The 17,727-nt window shown below is 71.6% G+C and carries 18 protein-coding genes and 1 pseudogene; 7 read left to right on the top strand and 12 right to left on the bottom strand.

All coding sequences use genetic code 11. The annotated features are described in order from the left end of the window. The first annotated feature begins 17 nt into the window (after nt 1-17). Nucleotides 18-1,031 carry a type I glyceraldehyde-3-phosphate dehydrogenase gene (gene gap / locus H5965_RS14990; protein ID WP_310970365.1) on the top strand — a complete coding sequence of 338 codons (1,014 nt, stop codon included), beginning with the start codon at nt 18-20 and terminating at the stop codon, nt 1,029-1,031. 109 nt (nt 1,032-1,140) lie between these two features. Here the strand turns inward: gap and H5965_RS14985 are convergent, their stop codons facing one another. Both H5965_RS14985 and H5965_RS14980 read right to left on the bottom strand, forming a co-directional pair. Beyond that, complete coding sequence (locus tag H5965_RS14985) at nt 1,141-2,976, bottom strand: hypothetical protein (RefSeq protein ID WP_310970364.1); 1,836 nt, start codon at nt 2,974-2,976, stop codon at nt 1,141-1,143. A 79-nt stretch (nt 2,977-3,055) separates the two neighbouring features. After that, complete coding sequence (locus tag H5965_RS14980) at nt 3,056-3,715, bottom strand: CBS domain-containing protein (RefSeq protein WP_310970362.1); 660 nt, start codon at nt 3,713-3,715, stop codon at nt 3,056-3,058. Between the two features lie 148 nt (nt 3,716-3,863). Between H5965_RS14980 and H5965_RS14975 the strand changes: the two genes are divergently transcribed. Next, on the top strand, nt 3,864-4,100 hold the full coding sequence (locus H5965_RS14975) for a PLD nuclease N-terminal domain-containing protein (RefSeq protein ID WP_310970360.1): 237 nt from the start codon (nt 3,864-3,866) through the stop codon (nt 4,098-4,100). Here H5965_RS14975 and H5965_RS14970 read toward each other — a convergent pair. Then, nucleotides 4,055-4,894, bottom strand: coding sequence for a universal stress protein (locus H5965_RS14970; RefSeq protein WP_310970359.1), 840 nt, complete (start codon nt 4,892-4,894; stop codon nt 4,055-4,057). The two genes, H5965_RS14975 and H5965_RS14970, sit on opposite strands and share 46 nt — an antisense overlap. 209 nt (nt 4,895-5,103) lie before the next feature. On the opposite strand from H5965_RS14970, the gene H5965_RS14965 reads away from it, so the two are divergent. After that, the gene (locus H5965_RS14965; protein WP_310970357.1) at nt 5,104-5,712 is read left to right on the top strand and encodes a DoxX family membrane protein; all 609 of its coding nucleotides are present in this window, start codon (nt 5,104-5,106) and stop codon (nt 5,710-5,712) included. A gap of 63 nt (nt 5,713-5,775) precedes the next feature. After that, complete coding sequence (locus H5965_RS14960; protein WP_310970356.1) at nt 5,776-6,813, top strand: zinc-dependent alcohol dehydrogenase family protein; 1,038 nt, start codon at nt 5,776-5,778, stop codon at nt 6,811-6,813. 54 nt (nt 6,814-6,867) lie between these two features. On the opposite strand, the gene H5965_RS14955 is transcribed toward H5965_RS14960, so the two are convergent. The 3 genes from H5965_RS14955 to H5965_RS14945 are packed head-to-tail and all read right to left on the bottom strand — an operon-like array spanning nt 6,868 to nt 8,701. Next, nucleotides 6,868-7,536: a CBS domain-containing protein gene (locus H5965_RS14955; RefSeq protein ID WP_310970354.1), complete on the bottom strand. Its 669-nt coding sequence runs from the start codon at nt 7,534-7,536 to the stop codon at nt 6,868-6,870. A gap of 41 nt (nt 7,537-7,577) precedes the next feature. Continuing rightward, the gene (locus H5965_RS14950; protein ID WP_310970353.1) at nt 7,578-8,090 is read right to left on the bottom strand and encodes a universal stress protein; all 513 of its coding nucleotides are present in this window, start codon (nt 8,088-8,090) and stop codon (nt 7,578-7,580) included. A 23-nt stretch (nt 8,091-8,113) separates the two neighbouring features. Further along, complete coding sequence (locus H5965_RS14945) at nt 8,114-8,701, bottom strand: hypothetical protein (protein WP_310970351.1); 588 nt, start codon at nt 8,699-8,701, stop codon at nt 8,114-8,116. 173 nt (nt 8,702-8,874) lie between these two features. Between H5965_RS14945 and H5965_RS14940 the strand changes: the two genes are divergently transcribed. Further along, nucleotides 8,875-9,273, top strand: a complete 399-nt coding sequence (locus H5965_RS14940) for a CBS domain-containing protein (protein WP_310970350.1) — start codon at nt 8,875-8,877, stop codon at nt 9,271-9,273. 3 nt (nt 9,274-9,276) lie between these two features. On the opposite strand, the gene H5965_RS14935 is transcribed toward H5965_RS14940, so the two are convergent. From H5965_RS14935 to H5965_RS14910, 6 genes are all read right to left on the bottom strand, one after another. Next, the gene (locus H5965_RS14935; RefSeq protein ID WP_310970349.1) at nt 9,277-10,251 is read right to left on the bottom strand and encodes an Acg family FMN-binding oxidoreductase; all 975 of its coding nucleotides are present in this window, start codon (nt 10,249-10,251) and stop codon (nt 9,277-9,279) included. Between the two features lie 164 nt (nt 10,252-10,415). Continuing rightward, nucleotides 10,416-10,955 carry a hypothetical protein gene (locus H5965_RS14930; protein ID WP_310970347.1) on the bottom strand — a complete coding sequence of 180 codons (540 nt, stop codon included), beginning with the start codon at nt 10,953-10,955 and terminating at the stop codon, nt 10,416-10,418. A 98-nt stretch (nt 10,956-11,053) separates the two neighbouring features. Further along, nucleotides 11,054-12,646, bottom strand: a complete 1,593-nt coding sequence (locus H5965_RS14925; protein ID WP_310970345.1) for an ABC transporter permease — start codon at nt 12,644-12,646, stop codon at nt 11,054-11,056. Continuing rightward, nucleotides 12,643-13,545: an ABC transporter ATP-binding protein gene (locus H5965_RS14920; RefSeq protein WP_310970343.1), complete on the bottom strand. Its 903-nt coding sequence runs from the start codon at nt 13,543-13,545 to the stop codon at nt 12,643-12,645. The genes H5965_RS14925 and H5965_RS14920 overlap by 4 nt, the downstream gene beginning before the upstream one ends. After that, complete coding sequence (gene ppsA, locus H5965_RS14915) at nt 13,542-15,785, bottom strand: phosphoenolpyruvate synthase (RefSeq protein WP_310970341.1); 2,244 nt, start codon at nt 15,783-15,785, stop codon at nt 13,542-13,544. Before ppsA ends, H5965_RS14920 begins: the two co-directional genes overlap by 4 nt. Then, nucleotides 15,782-16,750 carry an Acg family FMN-binding oxidoreductase gene (locus H5965_RS14910; RefSeq protein WP_310970339.1) on the bottom strand — a complete coding sequence of 323 codons (969 nt, stop codon included), beginning with the start codon at nt 16,748-16,750 and terminating at the stop codon, nt 15,782-15,784. The genes ppsA and H5965_RS14910 overlap by 4 nt, the downstream gene beginning before the upstream one ends. 168 nt (nt 16,751-16,918) lie before the next feature. On the opposite strand from H5965_RS14910, the gene H5965_RS14905 reads away from it, so the two are divergent. Further along, nucleotides 16,919-17,368, top strand: coding sequence for a universal stress protein (locus H5965_RS14905; RefSeq protein WP_310970337.1), 450 nt, complete (start codon nt 16,919-16,921; stop codon nt 17,366-17,368). Between the two features lie 75 nt (nt 17,369-17,443). After that, a pseudogene (locus H5965_RS14900) lies at nt 17,444-17,727 on the top strand (hypothetical protein); the annotation flags it as partial.

Here is a 17,727-nt window from a genome sequence, read left to right as displayed (position 1 = left end):
ACGACAGGGAGAGACCCATGACGGTACGGCTCGGCATCAACGGTTTCGGCCGGATCGGCCGCGACATCCTCCGGTGCGTGCTGGAGACCCCGGACAGCCCGATCGAAGTGGTCGCGGTCAACGACGTCACGTCCCCGGAGATGCTGGCGCACCTGCTCGCGCACGACTCCACCTACGGGCGGCTGCGCATCCCGATCGAGGTCGTCGACGGCGAGGCGCTGCGCGTCGGCGACCACCTCATCCAGGTTTCGTCCACCGCAGACCCGGCTCAGCTTCCGTGGGGCGAGTACGGCGTGGACGTCGTCGTCGAGTCGACCGGCAAGTTCCGCACCCGCCAAGCCGCCGGTGTACACCTCACCGCCGGAGCGAAGAAGGTCGTGATCTCCGCGCCCGGCAAGGACGTCGACGCGACCATTGTGCTCGGGGTCAACGAAGGCGACTACGACCCCGCGAACCACCACATCATCTCCAACGCCTCTTGCACGACCAACTGCGTCGCGCCGATGGTGAAGGTGCTGCACTCCGCGTTCGGCATCCGCCGCGGCCTGCTCACCACGATCCACAGCTACACCGGCGACCAGGCCCTGCTGGACCGCCCGCACAAGGACCCGCGCCGCGCCCGCTCGGCGGCGGTCAACGTGGTGCCCACCAGCACCGGCGCGGCGAAGGCGATCGGCCTGGTGCTCCCGGAGCTGGCCGGCAAGCTCGACGGCGTCGCGGTCCGCGTCCCGGTCGAAGACGGCTCGCTGACCGACCTGACGGTGGAGCTGGAGCGCCCGGTGACGGCCGAGCAGGTCAACCATGCGTTCGCCGAAGCCGCCGACGGCGACCTCAAGGGCATCCTGCGCTACACCGAGGCGCCCATCGTGTCCCGCGACATCATCGGCGATCCGGCGTCGTGCGTGTTCGACGCCCAGCTGACCAAGGCCGACTCGCACCTGGCGAAGGTGTTCGGCTGGTACGACAACGAGTGGGGCTACGCGACCCGGACGGTCGAGCTGGTGGAACTGATCGGGCGATCGCTGGGCTGAGTGCGCCGGGGGCCCGCCGGTGACACGGCCCGGCGGGCACCCGTCCCCAGCACTTCAGGCACCCGCCCGCCGGTCGGTCCGACGGGCGGGTGCCGTCGTTGCGCCCCCGTCAGGTTCGACGGCGGCTGCCGAACACCAAGGACGCCCCGGCGACGAAGGTCAGCAGCCCGCCCAGGGCGAGCCAGCCGACGTCCACGCCGGTCGAGGCGAGGCGGCCGGTCTCCGAGCCCGCGACGACCTGCCGGGCAGGTGCCGGCCGAGCGGGCCGCGCGGGCACACCGGCCTTGCCGGACGGCGGGACCGCGTCCGGATCGGGTTGGTTCGGCCCGGGTATGACCACTACCCAGTTCCGGTAGTAGCTGCCGTCGTCACCGCCGCGAGCGAGCCACATCGGCGTCCGGCCCCACTGTCCCCGCCACGGACCGACGATGCCGACGTCGTAGCGATCGGCGGGCAGGTCGAAGAACACCACGGTCCCTTCGGCGTCGCTCACCGCACGCGCCACGATCGCTCCGGTCACCTGGTTGCGCAGGTACACCTTCACCCCGGGCACCCGGTCGTACTGCGGATAGCACCCGCAGCCGTAGACGGGGGTGACGACATAGCCGACGGACTTGAGCGCCCGGGCGCCGGGAACCCGAGCCGTCGCCGACACCTCGACCCCGGCGTAGGACCCGGGAGGTTGGACTCGGCAGTGGACCTCCAGGTAGCCGGCGATGACGGCCTCCTGCCGGACCGGGATGGTGATCTCGAAGGTCCGTGAGGACGCGGGCTGCACGGTGGCACCCGGGCCGGCCGGGTCCAGTTCACCCAGGCCGATCGGTTGGGCGTAGTCGTTCGTCCAGCAGTACGCGGTCAGGCCGGGCACCGGACCACGGCCGCTGTTGGCCACTGTGACGATCATCCGGGCGGTGTCCCCGCCTGCATAGGTCGCCGCTGACAACCGGGCTGTTCCCGTGAGCCAGCCGGTGATGTCGTACTCGCCGCGGAGCACGACTTCGGGCTCGCTGTCTCCGGTCACCTCAACGGCCGGAGAAGTGAAAGTCCAGTCGGGAGAACTGGGGTAGACGTGCCAGGTCCCGGCGAGCAGGTCGTGGAAGGCGAACCGGCCCCGGCTGTCGGTCACCGTCTCGGCGGACCAGCCGGCGCCCTGACCCCACGCCTGGATGCGCAGGCCGGGGAGTACTTCACCCGGATCGAGCACGTGGTTGCGGTTGTAGTCGCCGTAGACGATCCCGCTGAAGCCGCCGCGCACCACCGTGAGCGGCGCCGTGATCGTGACCGAGTTGTCGGCGGGATCCGCGTCGGACTCGGCCGACGTGACCTCGACCTGCAGGCGCACCACATTTTCCGTGAAGTCGGCGATGTTCGCCCAGGTACTGCCCTCGGCAGCCTGCCCCGGCGCCAAGACGACGTACACGCCGGTGAAACCGTTCCAGGTGTGGGCCACCAAGGTGCCTGAATCGGTCAGCCGGACACTGGTGGCCGTACCGGTGCCGACGTTCACCACGGACACGCGCACCCAGACCGGGTCGTTCTGCCGGTAGGACGGCTTGTCGAACACCGCGGTCAGCCGCAGGTCGGGCTGCTCCTCCGCGGCAGCGGGCGGCGTGGAGGCCGACGTGGTCGACACCGGTGTCGCGCTGGAGGCGGACGGCGGCGCCGGTTTCGACGACGGCGGGTCCTTCACCGCGGTCTTCGACGGCTTCACCGACGTGGGCGACGGCTTGGTCGTCGGAGCCGGTTCGGTGGTCGGCGCCGGTCTCGATGTCGGCGACGGTCTCGTCGTCGGGGTTTCCGGGGTGGACGGCGACGCGGAACTCGTCGCAGGTGCGGTGGAAGCCGGCGCCTCGGTCTCCGCCGCGAACACCGGCCCGGCCGAGACGCCGAGGGACATCGCAACTGTCAACACGGCCGCCGCGGCGACCTGGGACATTCGTTTCATCCTCACTCCTCCCGTTGCGCGGCCGGCACCCGGCCGCGAGCTCATGGGCCGGCAAGGGAGCGGGTGGTGGCGATCTTCCTCAGCGCAGGCCGGCGGACGCGCCGTCGTCCTGGGTGTACTTCAGGCGGTTGCGGACCGCGACCACGCCAGGCACGGACTCGGTCAGCCACTCCGCGCGCTCCACCTCGCTGCGCCGGTCGATCACCCCGCTCAGCGTCACGACACCGTCGTCGACCTGGACCGTCACCGTCGCCGGGTCCGCCCAGATCGACCGCTGCAGCACCTCGCGCTCGACGGTCTCCTTGAGCTCCTCGTCCGGGCGCAGGAACGCGCGCAGGACGTCCCGGCGGGCGAGGACGCCGATCAGCCGGCCCGAGCCGTCGACGACGTACAGGCGGCGCAGCTTCGCCTCCACCAGCCGCCGGGCCGCACCGGCCACCGGCTCGTCCTTGGCGACGGTCGGCACGCGCCGGGTCATCAGCTCGCGCGCGGTCAGCCCCTGCGCCTTCGTCCACACCCGGCGCTTCCAGAAGACCGGCTCCGGTTTGTGGTCGCTGCGATGGCGGGCCAGCAGATCCACTTCGTCGACCACGCCGATCGGGCGCCGGTGCTCATCGAGCACCGGAATCGCGGCGATGCCGTGTTCCGCCAGCAGGGAGACGAGTTCCTTGAACGTCGTCCCGGGACCGGCGGTCACCACCGGCCAGGTCATCAGATCCGACACCTGCGGACCGCGCATCACACACCTCCGTCGGACGGTTCTCTTCACGTTAAGAACCCGGCCGCAACCGGGCTGCGGGCGAGGGTCCCCGGCCGAGAGGGCTTTCGCCCCTTTGCCCGTGCCTGCCGATGTCCTTGCCTGGAAGCCCCTACCGGAAGGAGAAGCCATGACCGACCACAAGCGGTGGCGCGACCTGAGCCCCCGGCAGCGCGGCCGGATCCGCCTCGCCGCGAGCGTCCAGCTGCTGCTCGCCTCGGCCGCCTGGTGGGACCTCGCCCACCGGCCCGCCACGGAGGTCCGTGGCCCGAAGTGGCTGTGGGCCGTGGTGATCGCGGTGAACTTCGTCGGCCCAGTGCTCTACTTCGCCCGCGGGCGCGCCACCACCACCGGGCAGAGCGCGTAGGACATCAGGGCCTGGCTCGTCGAGCCCAGAGCCAGGCCGCTGAGCCCGCCCCGCCCCCGGCTGCCGACGACCAGCAGCTGCGCCCGGTCGGCGAAGTCCAGCAGCCGCTCGGCCGCGCGGCCGGCCACGACCTCGCGGTCGACCACCACGTCCGGGTACTTCTCGCCCCAGCCGGCCAGCCGCTGGGCGAGCAGTTCCCGGGCGTACTCCTCGCCCGCGCCCCACCGGCCGCCGCGGTGGCAGTGCACCGCGATCAGCCGGGCACCCCGCCAGGACGCCTCCTCGAACGCGACGGCGATGGCTTCCTCGCCCGCGGGGCTGCCGTCGACGCCGACCACGACCGGCCCTTCGGCGGGCGGCTCGTCTTCACCGGCGTGCGGGCGGATCAGCGCGACCGGGCACCGCGCGTGCGCCGCGAGCGCCACCGTGACCGATCCGAACAGGACCCGGCCCAGCGGGCGCAGCCCCGGCGTGCCGAGCACGAGCATCGCCGCGCCGGCGGATGCGGCGACCAGGGCGTCGGCGGCCCGTTCGAGCCGCAGCACCGTCTCCGCCTCGACTTCGCCGGCCGCGTCCCGGGCCTCGGCCAGCATGACCCGGCCCTGTGCGCCTGCCGCCTCCAGCAACTGCTCGTACGTCGGATCGGCCCTCGGGTAGGGCGCGGGCAGTTCCGGCAGCGCGTGGACCAGGCGCAGGCCGAGCCGCCGGGCTCGGGCGACGCGCGCGGCCCACCGGACCGCCGCGAGCGCTCCGGCCGAGCCGTCGACGCCGACCACCAGCTGGGTGCCACTCATCCGATTCCCCTTTCGCCGCCCCGGAGCCAACCGGTTCCCCGCACTCGCGCGCGCGAGGCTTCCGCCCTGTTCCGGGAGGACTTCGGTCCTTCGTCCGCGGTCCCCGGCAACCGGCACCCAAGGACCTCCCGGCCGGGGACCTTCGGCCCCAGAAACCGGGGGGCAACCCGAAGAAACTGGCCCCAGCAACGAAAGAACGGAGGTTTGCCATGTCCATCCAGCCGGACGAAAAGAAGACGGCTCTCACCCCACCCCCGGCCCACCGGGTCACCGAACCGGCGCCGATCCCCGACTTCGTCGCCGGACCCACCGTCGCCGGGAAGTCCCTGGCCGTCCTGCGCATCGCCACCGGGTTCGTCTTCCTGTGGGCGTTCCTCGACAAGCTGTTCGGCTGGGGTTACGCAACCCCGGCGAAGGGTGCCTGGATCAACGGCGGCTCGCCGACCAAGGGCTTCCTGAGCGGCGTCCACGCCGGGCCGTTCGAGTCGATGTTCCACTCCTGGGCCGGCACGTGGTGGGCCGACTGGCTGTTCATGCTCGGCCTGGCCGGCATCGGCCTCGCCGTCATGGCCGGTATCGGGCTGCGCCTGAGCGCCGCCGCCGGCGCGCTGATGATGCTCATGATGTGGGCCGCCGAATGGCCCCTCGCCCAGACCATGAGCACCGGCGAAGCGACGCACTCGACCAACCCGATCGTCGACTACCACGTCGTCTACGCGCTCGTCCTCATCGCGCTGGCCGCCGCGGCGGCCGGCAACACGTGGGGACTCGGCCGCCGCTGGGCGGACCTCGTCGGCGACCGTACGTGGCTGCGCTGAACACCTCACCCCAGGGCGCCCGCCGGCCGGCGGCGCCCTTTCCCCTGCCCGAAAGGAAAACCGATGAAGGCACTCGTGTACGACGGTCCGGGCCGACGCAGCTGGACCGACCACGCCGATCCCGAGCTCACCGCGCCCACCGACGCGATCGTCCGGGTCGACGCGGTCACCATCTGCGGCACCGACCTGCACATCCTCAAGGGTGACGTGCCCGAGGTCGAGCGCGGCCGGATCCTGGGCCACGAAGCGGTCGGCACGATCGTCGAGACCGGATCCGCCGTCACCGGCGTCAAGGCCGGCGACAAGGTGCTGGTGTCCTGCATCTCGGCCTGCGGCCGGTGCGAGTACTGCCGGAAGGCCGCCTACGGCCAGTGCCTCGGCGGCGGAGGCTGGATCCTCGGGCACACGACCGACGGCGTCCAGGCCGAATACGCGCGCGTCCCGTTCGCCGACACCTCGACGTACGTGCTGCCGTCCGGGGTGAGCGACGAGTCGGCGCTGATGCTGGCCGATATCGTCCCGACGTCCTACGAAGTCGGTGTCCGCAACGGCGGCGTCAAACCGGGCGACACGGTGGTCATCGTCGGGGCCGGGCCGATCGGGCTGGCCGCGATCACCAACGCCCAGCTGTTCGCCCCGAGCACGATCATCGTGGTGGACAAGGAACCGGCCCGGCTCGACGCGGCGAAGTCCTTCGGCGCGGACGTGCTGGTGCAGCCGGGCGACGCGGCGGCCGCGGTGGCCGAGGCGAGCGGCGGGCTCGGCGCGGACGTCGCGATCGAGGCAGTGGGCGTCCCGGAGACGTTCGAGCTGTGCACCCGCCTGGTCCGCCCGGGCGGCCATGTGGCGAACGTCGGCGTGCACGGCGCGCCGGCGACGCTGCACCTCGAGGAGCTGTGGATCAAGAACGTGACGATCACGACCGGCCTGGTCGACACGGCCAGCACACCGATGCTGCTGCGGATGCTCGCGGCGGGCCGGCTGGACACGAGCCGGTTCGTCACGCACCGGTTCGGGCTCGACGAGATGGACGAGGCCTACGACGTCTTCGCCCACCCGCAGGACAGCAACGCGCTGAAGGTCGCGCTGTTCCGCAGCTGAGTCCACGAAGAAGCGGCCACCGTACAATCCGGACGGTGGCCGCTTCTTCGTGGATCAGTAGGTCGGCCGTTTCCGGCTCAGCACGCCGGCCGGCCCGGACGGTGTCGGGGACACGTCCCGGTCGTCGAACCGGCCTTGCAGCGTCTGCCGCACCTCCACGACGCCGTCCACCCGGCGGACCAGCGCCACGATGACCGGCACCATGCTCTGCCGCTCCACCGTGCCGTTGAGGGTCACGATGCCGTTGTGCACGGAGACATACAGCGAAGCCGGGTCCATCGCCATCTCCCGCAGCAGCACCTCCTCCCGGACTTCGTCGCGGATCTCGCGGTCGGTGCGCAGGAACACCCGCAGCAGGTCCGAGCGGGAGACCACGCCGACGAGCTTGCCCTCGTCGTCCACCACCGGCAGGCGGTGGAAGTGGTGCTCCTCGAGCAGCTTCGCGGCCACCGTGACGTCGTCGTCCGCGCGGACGACGACCGCCGGAACCGTCATCAGGTCCGCGACGAACGCCGCACCGGCCTTGCGCTTCGCCTGACGGGAACCGGGCTTGAGCAGGCCGTGCGGAGCTTCGCGCTCGAGCAGGTCACCTTGGGAGACGACGCCCAGCACCAGCCCGTCGTCGTCGACCACGGGTGCGCCGCTGATGTTCCAGGTGGCCAGCAGCAGCGCCACGGCCTTGAACGGCGTGTCCGGGCCCACGGTGGTCACTTCGGTCGTCATGACCGAACCCACCTTGCGGCGACTGGGCATCTTGACCTCCTTCACAGCAGCGGCCCGGGGTAGTACCCGATCGCGGGTTCAGGCTCCGGCGTCGCGTCCTTCTCCGGCTCCGGAACCGTCCGGGCCGGGATCACCACGACCGGGCAGCTCGCTTCGCGCAGGCAGTGCTCGGCGACCGAGCCGACCAGCAGCTTCAGCAACCGGTTGTGGCCGTGGCTGCCGAGCACGAGCATCGACGCGGTCTTCGACGCCTCTTCCAGAGCCACCGTGGCCGAGTGTTCGACCAGCTCGGCCCGGACGGCGACGCCCGGGTGCTCGGCGCGCACCTCGCCGACGACCTCGTCCAGCTGCCGCCGTTCGCGGTCGGCGACCGTCTGCGGTGTCCCGGCGACCGCCGCGCCGAGATCGTAGACCGGCTCGAACGTCCACGCGCGCAGCGCGACGACCTGTCGGCCGCTCACCGCCGCTTCGGACACCGCCCAGCGCAGTGCGGCCGCGCTGATCGCCGAGTGGTCCACGCCGACGACGATGTCGCCCTGGTTTGCCGTGGTCATGTCAGTTTCACCTTCTTCTCGTCTCAAGAACGGGTCTTGCGGTCCTGGCCGGCGAACCACTCCTGCTGCCAGCGGGCGTAGCGGAGCCGGTTGAGGGAGAACACCGAAAGCCGGTAGCCGACGGCGAGCACAATCAGCGCCGCGAGCCACAGGCCCAGCCCGACGCCGGCGGCGTCGATCACCACGGCGGCGCTGCTGAGCGGCGGGTCCACCGGGGTGCCGTCGCGGTCGACCCAGATGCCGAAGGTGTGCCCTTTCAGGGTGCCTTCGTCGGCGACGACCTGGCCGACGCGGCGGGTTCCGTCCGGCAGCACCCAGGTGGCATCGGTGGGGGCGCCGTTGCCGGCGATGCCGCTTCGTGGGCTCACCGTCAGTTCGGGACCGTCGGCGAGCAGGGTCGCGGTCACCTGGGTGCGCTCCCCCAGCTCTTGAGCCGACTGTGCTTGCTGACTCACGAAGGTCTCGGAGCCGAAGCTCGCGGCGACCGGCAAGGTGATGAGGGCGAGCAGCAGCACCAAGGCGAGCAGGCCGCCCTGGACACGGTCCGAGGGGCGCGCCACCGAGTTCCGGCGCGGCACCAGAGTGCGCCACATCCGCGCGATCCGGTTCATGGTGGGTGTCCTTTCCTCTCGTCCTTCAGGATCACCGGCCACCCGGATCCGCCGAAGAGGCCTTGGACCCCGGACCGGAGTCCGTCGGCGGACGGGCCGGGGACTTAGGACCCTGTGCCGTCCGCGGAGCCCGGCGGGATGATCGGAGCACCCGGAGGAACGAAGCACGAACCATGCGCGCACGCGACATCATGACCACTCCGACGTTCGCCCTCGCCCCGTCGGCGACGCTCGAGGAAGCCGCGGAGATGATGACCGCGCACGGGTTCACGACGATGCCGGTCGTCGACGCCGACGGGCAGCTGCTCGGCCTGGTGTCCGAAGAGGACATCCTGCGGGTGCCGGCCGCGCCCGGCGACCCGGACACCGGCGTGATGCTCGACGGCGGCCCGCGCACGGCGGGCTCGGTCATGCGCACGAGCGGCCTGGCGGTGCCGCCGGACACCGACGTGCGCGAGCTGGCGCGGCGGATGACCGACGCCGGGGTGCGCTCGGCGCCGGTCGTCGACGGCGGACACGTCGTCGGGATGATCACCTTCCAGGACGTCCTGCGCGCCTCGGCCCACCACTGAGCTTCAGCCGGCCGTGGTCCGATGGGTCAGCACCTCGTGCACCGGGCGACGGCCGGTCAGCCGCGTCGGGTAGCCGTAGCCGATGCGCAGCAACGTGTGCGGCTGCCCGGAGCCGGCGAAGAGGCGGTCGAGCGACTCCCGGGTGCGCGGGGTTTCGAACGGCTGCGACAGGAACGACGTCGCCAGCCCTTCGGCCGTCGCGGTGAGCAGCACCCGCTGCATGGCCATCCCGGCCCGCACTTCCGCGTGCGGGCCCCGGTCGCGGGTGAGCACCGCGCCGAGCAACGGTTCCCGCTCGTACTCCCGCGCGGGCAGGTCCTGGTTTTCGTGCGACGCGCGCAGCGACACGACCCCGGACCCGTGCGGCGGCGGCCCGGAGGCGATCTTCGGCACGCCGTCGGGGCTCTCGGGCGTCCGGTGGGTCCAGAACGCGGCTTCGGCGCGGAACTCGTCATCCTCCGCCTGTAGCGCTTCGGCCTGCCTGACCAAGGAGGCGACCGGGGTGTACCGGCCCGACGCGTCGAGGTACTCGATCTGCCCGCCCTCCTGCAGAGCCGCCGACTTCAGCGCGGCCCGCACGACCGGCGGCACCGCCCTGTCCAGCAACGGCCGCCGGTTGGTGTGCCGGCGGAACACGGCCTCGGCGAGCTTGCGCTCGACCGCCGTGGCCTTCTCGTTGCCGTCGAGCCGGATCACCGCGACGAGGTCGGGCTCGGCCGGGTCGGGCAGCAGCCGCACGACCGCGGCGAGCCCGTTGGCCCGTAGGCTGATCTGCAGGTTGAGGGCGGCCGCTCCACAGGCGAGCCGCGCCTCCCGCCCGTGCGGATCCGCGACGCCGAGGACGCGTTCGCGATCCAGCCAGACCTCGACGACCTCGTGCTCGACGACGAACCGCCAAGGCTGGGTGTTGTGCGGCGACGGCGCGCGCACGGCCGAGGCGAGGGCCTGGTCGAACACGCTGGGCAGGGGTCGGCTCATCGTCGGGCTCCGGTGTCTGGGGGACGAACACCTCCAGCATCGCCGGAGGCCGCCGGGCGCCGCGATGGCCGCGCGTCACGACCGGTGAGGACCAAAGACCTCATGGGCCCCGGCCGTCGTACGACCTCGGCAGAACTCCGCGAGAACCGAGCGACCGAGAACGGTCACTCCTCTGGGCCGTAACGCTCGCGCGCCTCGAACTCCTCGGCATCATCGCGAGTCGTCACGCCAAGTTCGATCCGCATTTCCCAGAGCAGATGGTTGGCAGCCGATACAACCTCTCTAAAAGAGGCCAAGTCGTGCACGTAGAGAAACTCTTCCAGCCCTCGGGTCACTGCTTCCAAAAGTCCGCGGACAGCCTTGCCGCTGACAACATCCGCTTTCAGCCGCATATTTTGCAACTTCGCCAGAAAAGCTTGGAGCTCCTCAAGCTGTGTCCGACTGACCTTCAGAGTGTCGAAGTCAGGTGTCACCCATCCGGAGGGCAAGACCTTCATCATCCCTTCAACAGTTGGGACAAGGTCCAGATGAAAGTCAACGCGACGATTGTAAAGTTCCTTCTCGCGCTCCAATAACTTTGCATGAGCCAGTTCTTCACGTTGACGACGAAGAGCGAGCATTCCAGTCAACAAGGAACCAGCCAGCGTGAATACACCTGTGACGATCACACTGACGAGCACGAACCACCAGGGCGCCGAGGACATCTGTGAATCCTACAGAAAAGTGGAAGTGACACACGACTTTCCCTTTTGGGCAGCCCGGCCACGCTCGCCCGATGAGCGAAGCCCGTTACTCCGCGGTGTCAGCCGGCGATGTCACGCCGCCGGAACCCGGTCACGCCCGCCACGACCAACCCGGCCCCCAGCGCAGTGAGCCACAGGAGCGGCGCCGTCTGGACCACGGTGCCCGGCAGCTTTGGCGAGTGCGTGAACGGCGACAGGTCGAGCACCCACTGGTCGAGCTTCAGCAAGACACCGAACTCGCCGAGCAGGAGGAACGTCACCAGCGCCACCCACGCGGCGGTCAGCGCCCGGCCGAACAGCCCGAACACGACGGTCGCGATGCCGGTCAGCACCCACACCGCGGGCAGCTGCGCGAGGGCGGCGCCGATCAGCCGGGCCACCTCGGGCCCGATCCGGCCGAGGTGGGCGCCGTTCGTCAGTCCCGCCGCCAGCCCGAGCGCCGTCAGCAGCACCGCAGGCGCCCCGGCCGCGAAGACGAGGTAGCCGCCCAGGAACCGGCGCCGGTCCACCGCGGTGGCCAGCAGCGGCTCGACGCGCAGCGCCCGCTCCTCGGCGCGGAGCCGGGCCAGCACGGCGATCACGTAGGCCGACGTGATCACGCCGGCCGCCGCCAGCTCGGCCGCGAGGAACGCATCGGAGATGCCCTTCTCGCCACCGAGCGCGGTGATCATGGCCTGCGCCTGGGCGTTCGTCAGCATCGAGCCGACGTTGCCGGTCAGGCTTCCGCACACGAGCCCGAGCAGCACGTACGCGCTCGTCCACACCGCGAGCGTGCCGCGGTTGAGCCGCCACGCCAGGCCCCACGTGCTCCGCAGCGACCGGCCCGCCCCCGCCCGGCCGGGCCGGTCGGGCAGCAGGCCGGCGTCGACGTCACGGACCCGGGCCAGCGCGACCGCGACCCCGCCGAGCGCCGCGGCGGCGACGGCCGGGAGAAGGAGCACCCACCAGACGTCCCCCGCGAACGGACGGATCTCTTCGCTCCACCCGATCGGCGACGCCCAGGAAAGCCAGCCCGGACCGGCGGAGTCGCCCACCGCACGCAGGAAGTAAGCGGCGACCAAGGCGAGCACGGCCAGCCCCGAGGCGGACCGGGCGCTCTTGGTCAGCTGGGCCGTCACCGCCGCCGCGCCGCCGAACACCAGGCCCGCGGCCGCCCAGCACAGCCCGAACGCCAGCGAGCCGCCGGCCGGCAGCCCGGCCGCGGCGAGGGCCGCCGCGGTGGCCAGGCCGAGCACGACACTCGCGCCGGCCGTCACGGACAGCCCGGCGACGAGCCCCGCGTACCGGCCGACCACGGCCGAGCCGAGCAGCTCACGCCGTCCGGCCTCCTCCTCGGCCCGGGTGTGCCGGACCGCGGTGAAGATCATCAGCAATCCGACCAGGGCGGCGCCGAACGCGGTCAGCTTGAACACCGACGTCGCGCCGAGGGTCGGCTCGTGCACCGGCCCGTACAGGGCCCGCAGAGACGGCACCGCGTTGATGCTCGCCGCGGCCACGTGCAGGTCGGCGTCCGTCGGGTAGACGGCCATGGTGGCGGCGGCCGCGGACGCCGCCGTCGCCGCGAACACGAAGATCCAGACGGGTAGCCGGATCCGATCGCGCCGCAGCGCCAGCCGGATCAACGCGCCGGTCCCGGTGAAGGTGCCGCTCATACCGGCACCGCCTCCGGTTCGCTGCGGTAGTGCCGCAGGAACAGTTCCTCGAGGGTCGGCGGGCGGCTGACCAGGCTGTGCACCCCGCACTGACCGAGTGCGGCGAGCACCGGGGACAGCGCCGCGGTGTCCACGGTCAGCCGGACGTCGGAACCGTCCACGACGAAGTCGTGCACCCCGGGCAGCGTCGCGAGGCCGTCCGGCGCCCCCGCCAGCCGGGCGGTGATCGTCGTGCGGGTGAGGTGGCGCAGGTCGTCGAGGCTGCCCGCGTCCACCACCCGGCCGGCGCGGATGATGCTGACGCGGTCGCACAGCGCCTCGGCCTCGGACAGGATGTGGCTGGAGAGCAGGATCGTGCGGCCCCGCTCCCGTTCCTCGCGGATGCACTCCCGGAAGGTCTCCTCCATCAGCGGGTCCAGGCCCGCGGTCGGCTCGTCGAGCAGCAGCAGTTCGACGTCCGAAGCGAGCGCGGCGACCACGGCGACCTTCTGCCGGTTGCCCTTGGAGTAGGCGCGGCCCTTGACCCGCGGGTCGAGCTCGAACCGGTCCAGGTACCGCGCTCGGCGCACCGGGTCGAGGCCGCCGCGCAGCCGGCCGAGCAGGTCGATGACTTCACCGCCGGTCAGGTTGGGCCACAGCGACACCTCCCCCGGCACATACGCCAGGCGCCGGTGCAGCGCCACGGCGTCGCGCCAAGGGTCCCCGCCGAGCAGCCGCATCTCGCCGCTATCGGCGCGCAGCAGACCCAGCAGCAGCCGGAGCGTCGTGGTCTTCCCGGCGCCGTTCGGGCCCAGAAAGCCATGGACCTCACCGGTTTCGACGGTCAGGTCGAGGCCGTCGAGGGCGCGCGTGTGCCCGAACGACTTCCGCAGGCCGTGGATCTCGATCGCCGCGTTCATCGGGTGGCCTCCAGCAGGATCCGGCGCTCGGCCGACGCGATCGCCGCGCGGGCGCTGCCGATGACGTCCGGGTTGACCGAGATCGACGTGATCCCGAAGCGCACCAGGTGCTCGGCGAAGCCGGGCTTGGTGGACGGTGCCTGGCCGCACAGCGACGAGGTGATGTTGTGGTGCCGAGCTATGCGGACGATCCGCTCGACCGCGTCGAGCACCGCCGGGTCGGCCTCGTCGAACAGCTCCGCGCACACACCCGAGTCGCGGTCGACGCCCAGCATCAGCTGGGTGAGGTCGTTGCTGCCGATGGAGACGCCGTCGATGCCCATCCCGGCGTATTCGCCCAGCCAGTGCACGACCGAGGGCACCTCCGCCATCACCCAGCGGTGCAGGCCGCGCTGCCGGCCGAGCGGGCTGGCGTCGACCAGCTCCAGGCACTCCTCCAGCTCCCACTTCGTCCGCACGAACGGGATCATCAGGTGCAGGTTCGGCGATTGCTCGCGCACCCGGGCGAGGGTCTCCAGTTCGAGGGCGAACAGGTCGCGTTCGCGGACGTACCGGTAGCAGCCGCGGTAGCCGATCATCGGGTTGCTCTCGACCGGCTCGAACTCCTCGCCGCCGGCCAGCCCGCGGAACTCGTTGGTGCGCAGGTCGGTGGCGCGGTAGACGACCGGCCGGGTGCCGAAGGGCTTGGTGATCTTCAGCAGCGACTCCGCCATCTTGTCCACGAAGGACCGCTCCTCGCCCTTGGCCAGCAGGTCACGCGGGTGGCGACCGCCGAGTGCCTCGGTCAGGAGGAACTCCGCGCGGAGCAGGCCGACGCCGTCGACCGCCTGAGCGGCGACCTCTTCGGCGTGCTCGGGCATGGCGAGGTTGACGTACAGCTTGGTGCCGATGGCTTCCGGCGCGACCGGCGCCACGACCGGCGCGGCGTGCGCGGGCGCCTTCTTGGTCGCGCCCGGCCGGACCTCGCCCTGGGTGCCGTCGACGGTGACCAGGCTGCGGTCGACCAGCACGCGGGTGGCGTCGCCGGTGCCGACCACAGCCGGAACGCCCAGCTCGCGGGCGACCACGGCCGCGTGGCAGGTCATCCCGCCGCCGTCGGTGACCACCGCGGCGGCGCGGCGGATGGCGGGCACCCAGTCCGGGTTCGTCATCGGAGCGACCAGGATCTCGCCGTCGCGCAGGTGCTTGGCTTCGACGGGGTCGTGCAGCACGCGGACCGCGCCGCTGCCCTCGCCCGGCGACGCGCCGAGCCCGGTGACGAGCGCGACGGTGCTCGCCGGGGTCAGCGGCGGCAGCGTGGTGATCGGCCGAGACTGGACCAGGTAGATCTCGTGGTCGGCGATCGCGAACTCGATGTCCTGCGGCACGCCGTAGTGCTCCTCGACGCGGGTGGCCATCCGGGCCAGCTCCAGGACGACGGTCTCGCTGAGCACGCGCCGGCCGCCCGCGGGCTCCGGCAGCTGGATGGTGACGTCGCCGCCGCCTTCGTCCGCGACGATCTTGTGGGTCTGCTTGCCGATCCGCACCGAGAGGATCAGCAGCTCCTGCTTGCCGACGACGTAGGTGTCGGGCTCGACGGCACCGCTGACGATCGCCTCGCCCTGACCGAACACGGCTTCGATGACCACGCGGTCACGGTCGCCGGTGCGCGGGTCGGCGGTGAAGATGACGCCGGAGCGCTCGGACCGGATCATGCGCTGAACGACGACGGCGATCGCCGGTTCGCCGGTGAACCCGCAGCTGGCCCGGTAGCTGACGACGCGCGGGCTGAACAACGATGTCCAGCAGTCCACCACGTGCTCGGCGACGGCGTGGTCGCCCCAGATGTTGGTGTAGGTGGCGTTCATCCCGGCGAACGACGCTTCGGCACCGTCCTCGCCGGTGGCCGAGGACCGGATGGCGACCGGGGTCGCCGCTCCGAGCCCGCGGTAGGCCTGCGCGATCTCGTCCCGCAGGTCGCCGGTCAGCCCGGCCACCCGGACCAGCTCGCGGATGCGTTCGCACTGTTCGGCCAGTGCCTGCTGGTCGTCCACATTGGCCAGCGCCTTGGCGTGCAGGTCGGCCACCTCGGTCCGGACGCCCGCCTTCTCCAGCGCGGCCCAGTAGCCGTCGCGGGAGATGACGAAGCCTCCCGGCACCGGGAACCCGGCGGAGATCAGCTCGCCGAGGTTGGCACCCTTGCCCCCGACGGTCTCGTCGTCGGCGAGCCGGATCTCGGCCAGGTCGCGTACGTAGGTCATCGGGTTCCTCCTGGAGGTGGGAACAGCTCGCCGAGCGGGAGCCGTGGTGAGGGGGCAGCGGGGACAGCGGGGTAGCCGTAGCGGAAGATCGCCTGCGGGACGCCGGGCAGCGCGAGCTCGGAGACGAGCCGCGCCCGGACGCCGGTGAGGTGCAGGGGCTGCGTGATGACCGAGCCCACCAGGGCCTTGGCCGCCGCCGTGAGCCAGACGCGCTGCAGCGCCGCGCCGGCGGCGAGGTGGTCGGCCCGGGTGTCGCCGTCGGTGCAGATGATCAGCAGGTTCTCCGCCGCGAGCCGATCGGCGAGCACGGCGTCGTCCGGGACCGGCGTGCCGGCGCGGACGAGCCCGGCGACCGGCAGTGCTTCCGGGCTGAGCGCCTCCTCGGCGACTCCGTCGCCGAGTGCGTCCCACCCATGGGTGTGGGTGGTCCACACCGCCAGCTCGCGTTGGTAGCCGCGGTCGTCCCGGAGGACGCGCGTGGCGAAGCCGAGGAGCTCGGCCAGCTTGTTCAGCGGTCCGGGAACTATGACGTGGACACCCGTCGTCTCGCCGGCCGCGACCAGTGCGCGGTGCACGTCCGTCGGCACGCGGTTGTGGAAGAACCGGTGCCGGTGACTGCGGCGGCGGCCGATTGCCTGGTACATCGCATAGTCCCGGGCAGAGGTGGCATGTGGGCGGCCGATCGTCACCGTGGCCACCACTTCGCCGTCGGGTCGCAGGTCGACGTGGCAGTCGCGGCCGAGGGCGCGGACGGCGAGTTCGAGGTTCGTCAACGCGGCACCGCAGGAAAGCACGCGGTCCCGGCCGAGCGGGTCGTGTCGGCGCAGGTGGACGTCCCGGCGCTCGAGCAGGTCGACCTCGGTGCCGCGGACCAGCAGCCGCCACGGCTGGCTGTTGTGCACCGAAGGCGCACGGCTCACGGCGCGCGCGAGGACGCCGAGCTGCTCACTGGTCAGGACGGTCATCGCGGTCACTCCTCGGCGCGGAGCCGGATGCCCCGTCGAAGTCATGTTCGCGAGGCCGACGGGGCGACACCGGAGCACAAAGTCCTCCGGTCCGGCGGAATTCGTCCCCTACCGGCCTGTGGTCCGCCGGACGCACGATGGCGCGGTCACGGAGGAAAGAAGGAGATCATGAGCACTCATCGCGTCATCATCGTCGGCATGGACGGCTCACCCCGCGGCGACGCGGCACTGCGGTGGGCTCTGGAGATCGGCGCTCATGCGGGCGACACGGTCCGCGCGATCCTCGTCCGGCCGCGGGACGAGCTGCTGCCCGGCACGTCGTTCGCCTTCCAGCCGCACGGCCGGGTCCCGGAAGCGGGCTACTCATTGGTGGAGCACGTCACCGGCCTCGGCCTCGAGACCTCGGCCGCAGTCGAGACCCGGACGGTCCACGGCGACCCGGCGACGGAGCTGGTGACGGCGTCGGCGGACGCGGACCTGCTGGTGCTCGGCGCCCACCGCGGTGGAGCCGTGACGGATTTGGTGCTGGGCAGCGTGGGGCGCGAGTGCGTGCGGTACTCGAGGTGCCCGGTCGTGGTCATCACCCCGGAGGCGGCCCACCGCCTTGCTCCGGCGTAGAAAACTGAAAGTTTCACCGGAAAAGCCTCCTCCGCGGTAGTTGTGTTAGCGTTCACACTTCCACCGTCACTGCCGATGGGGGTTCCGTTGCCGCACGCGCAAGCACGCAAAATCAAGGGCCCACTCAGTCCTCTGTGGACAGTATGTGTGCTGGTCGCCGCCTGCTTTTCCCTCGCGGCAACGCCGAGCGCCGCTGCCGCGCCGGCTCCGATCACCAAGCCGCCGATGGGGTGGAACTCCTGGAACTCCTTCGCCGGGGCGATCGACCACACCGTCATCGAGCAGCAGGCGGACGCGCTCGTGTCCTCCGGCATGAAGGACGCGGGCTACGAATACGTCAACATCGACGACGGCTGGTG

The sequence above is a fragment of the Amycolatopsis sp. 505 genome (assembly GCF_031625235.1).
Lineage (GTDB): Bacteria > Actinomycetota > Actinomycetes > Mycobacteriales > Pseudonocardiaceae > Amycolatopsis.
The sequence above is the reverse complement of the archived record's forward strand: the minus strand, read 5'-3'. Positions and strand labels throughout refer to the sequence as shown.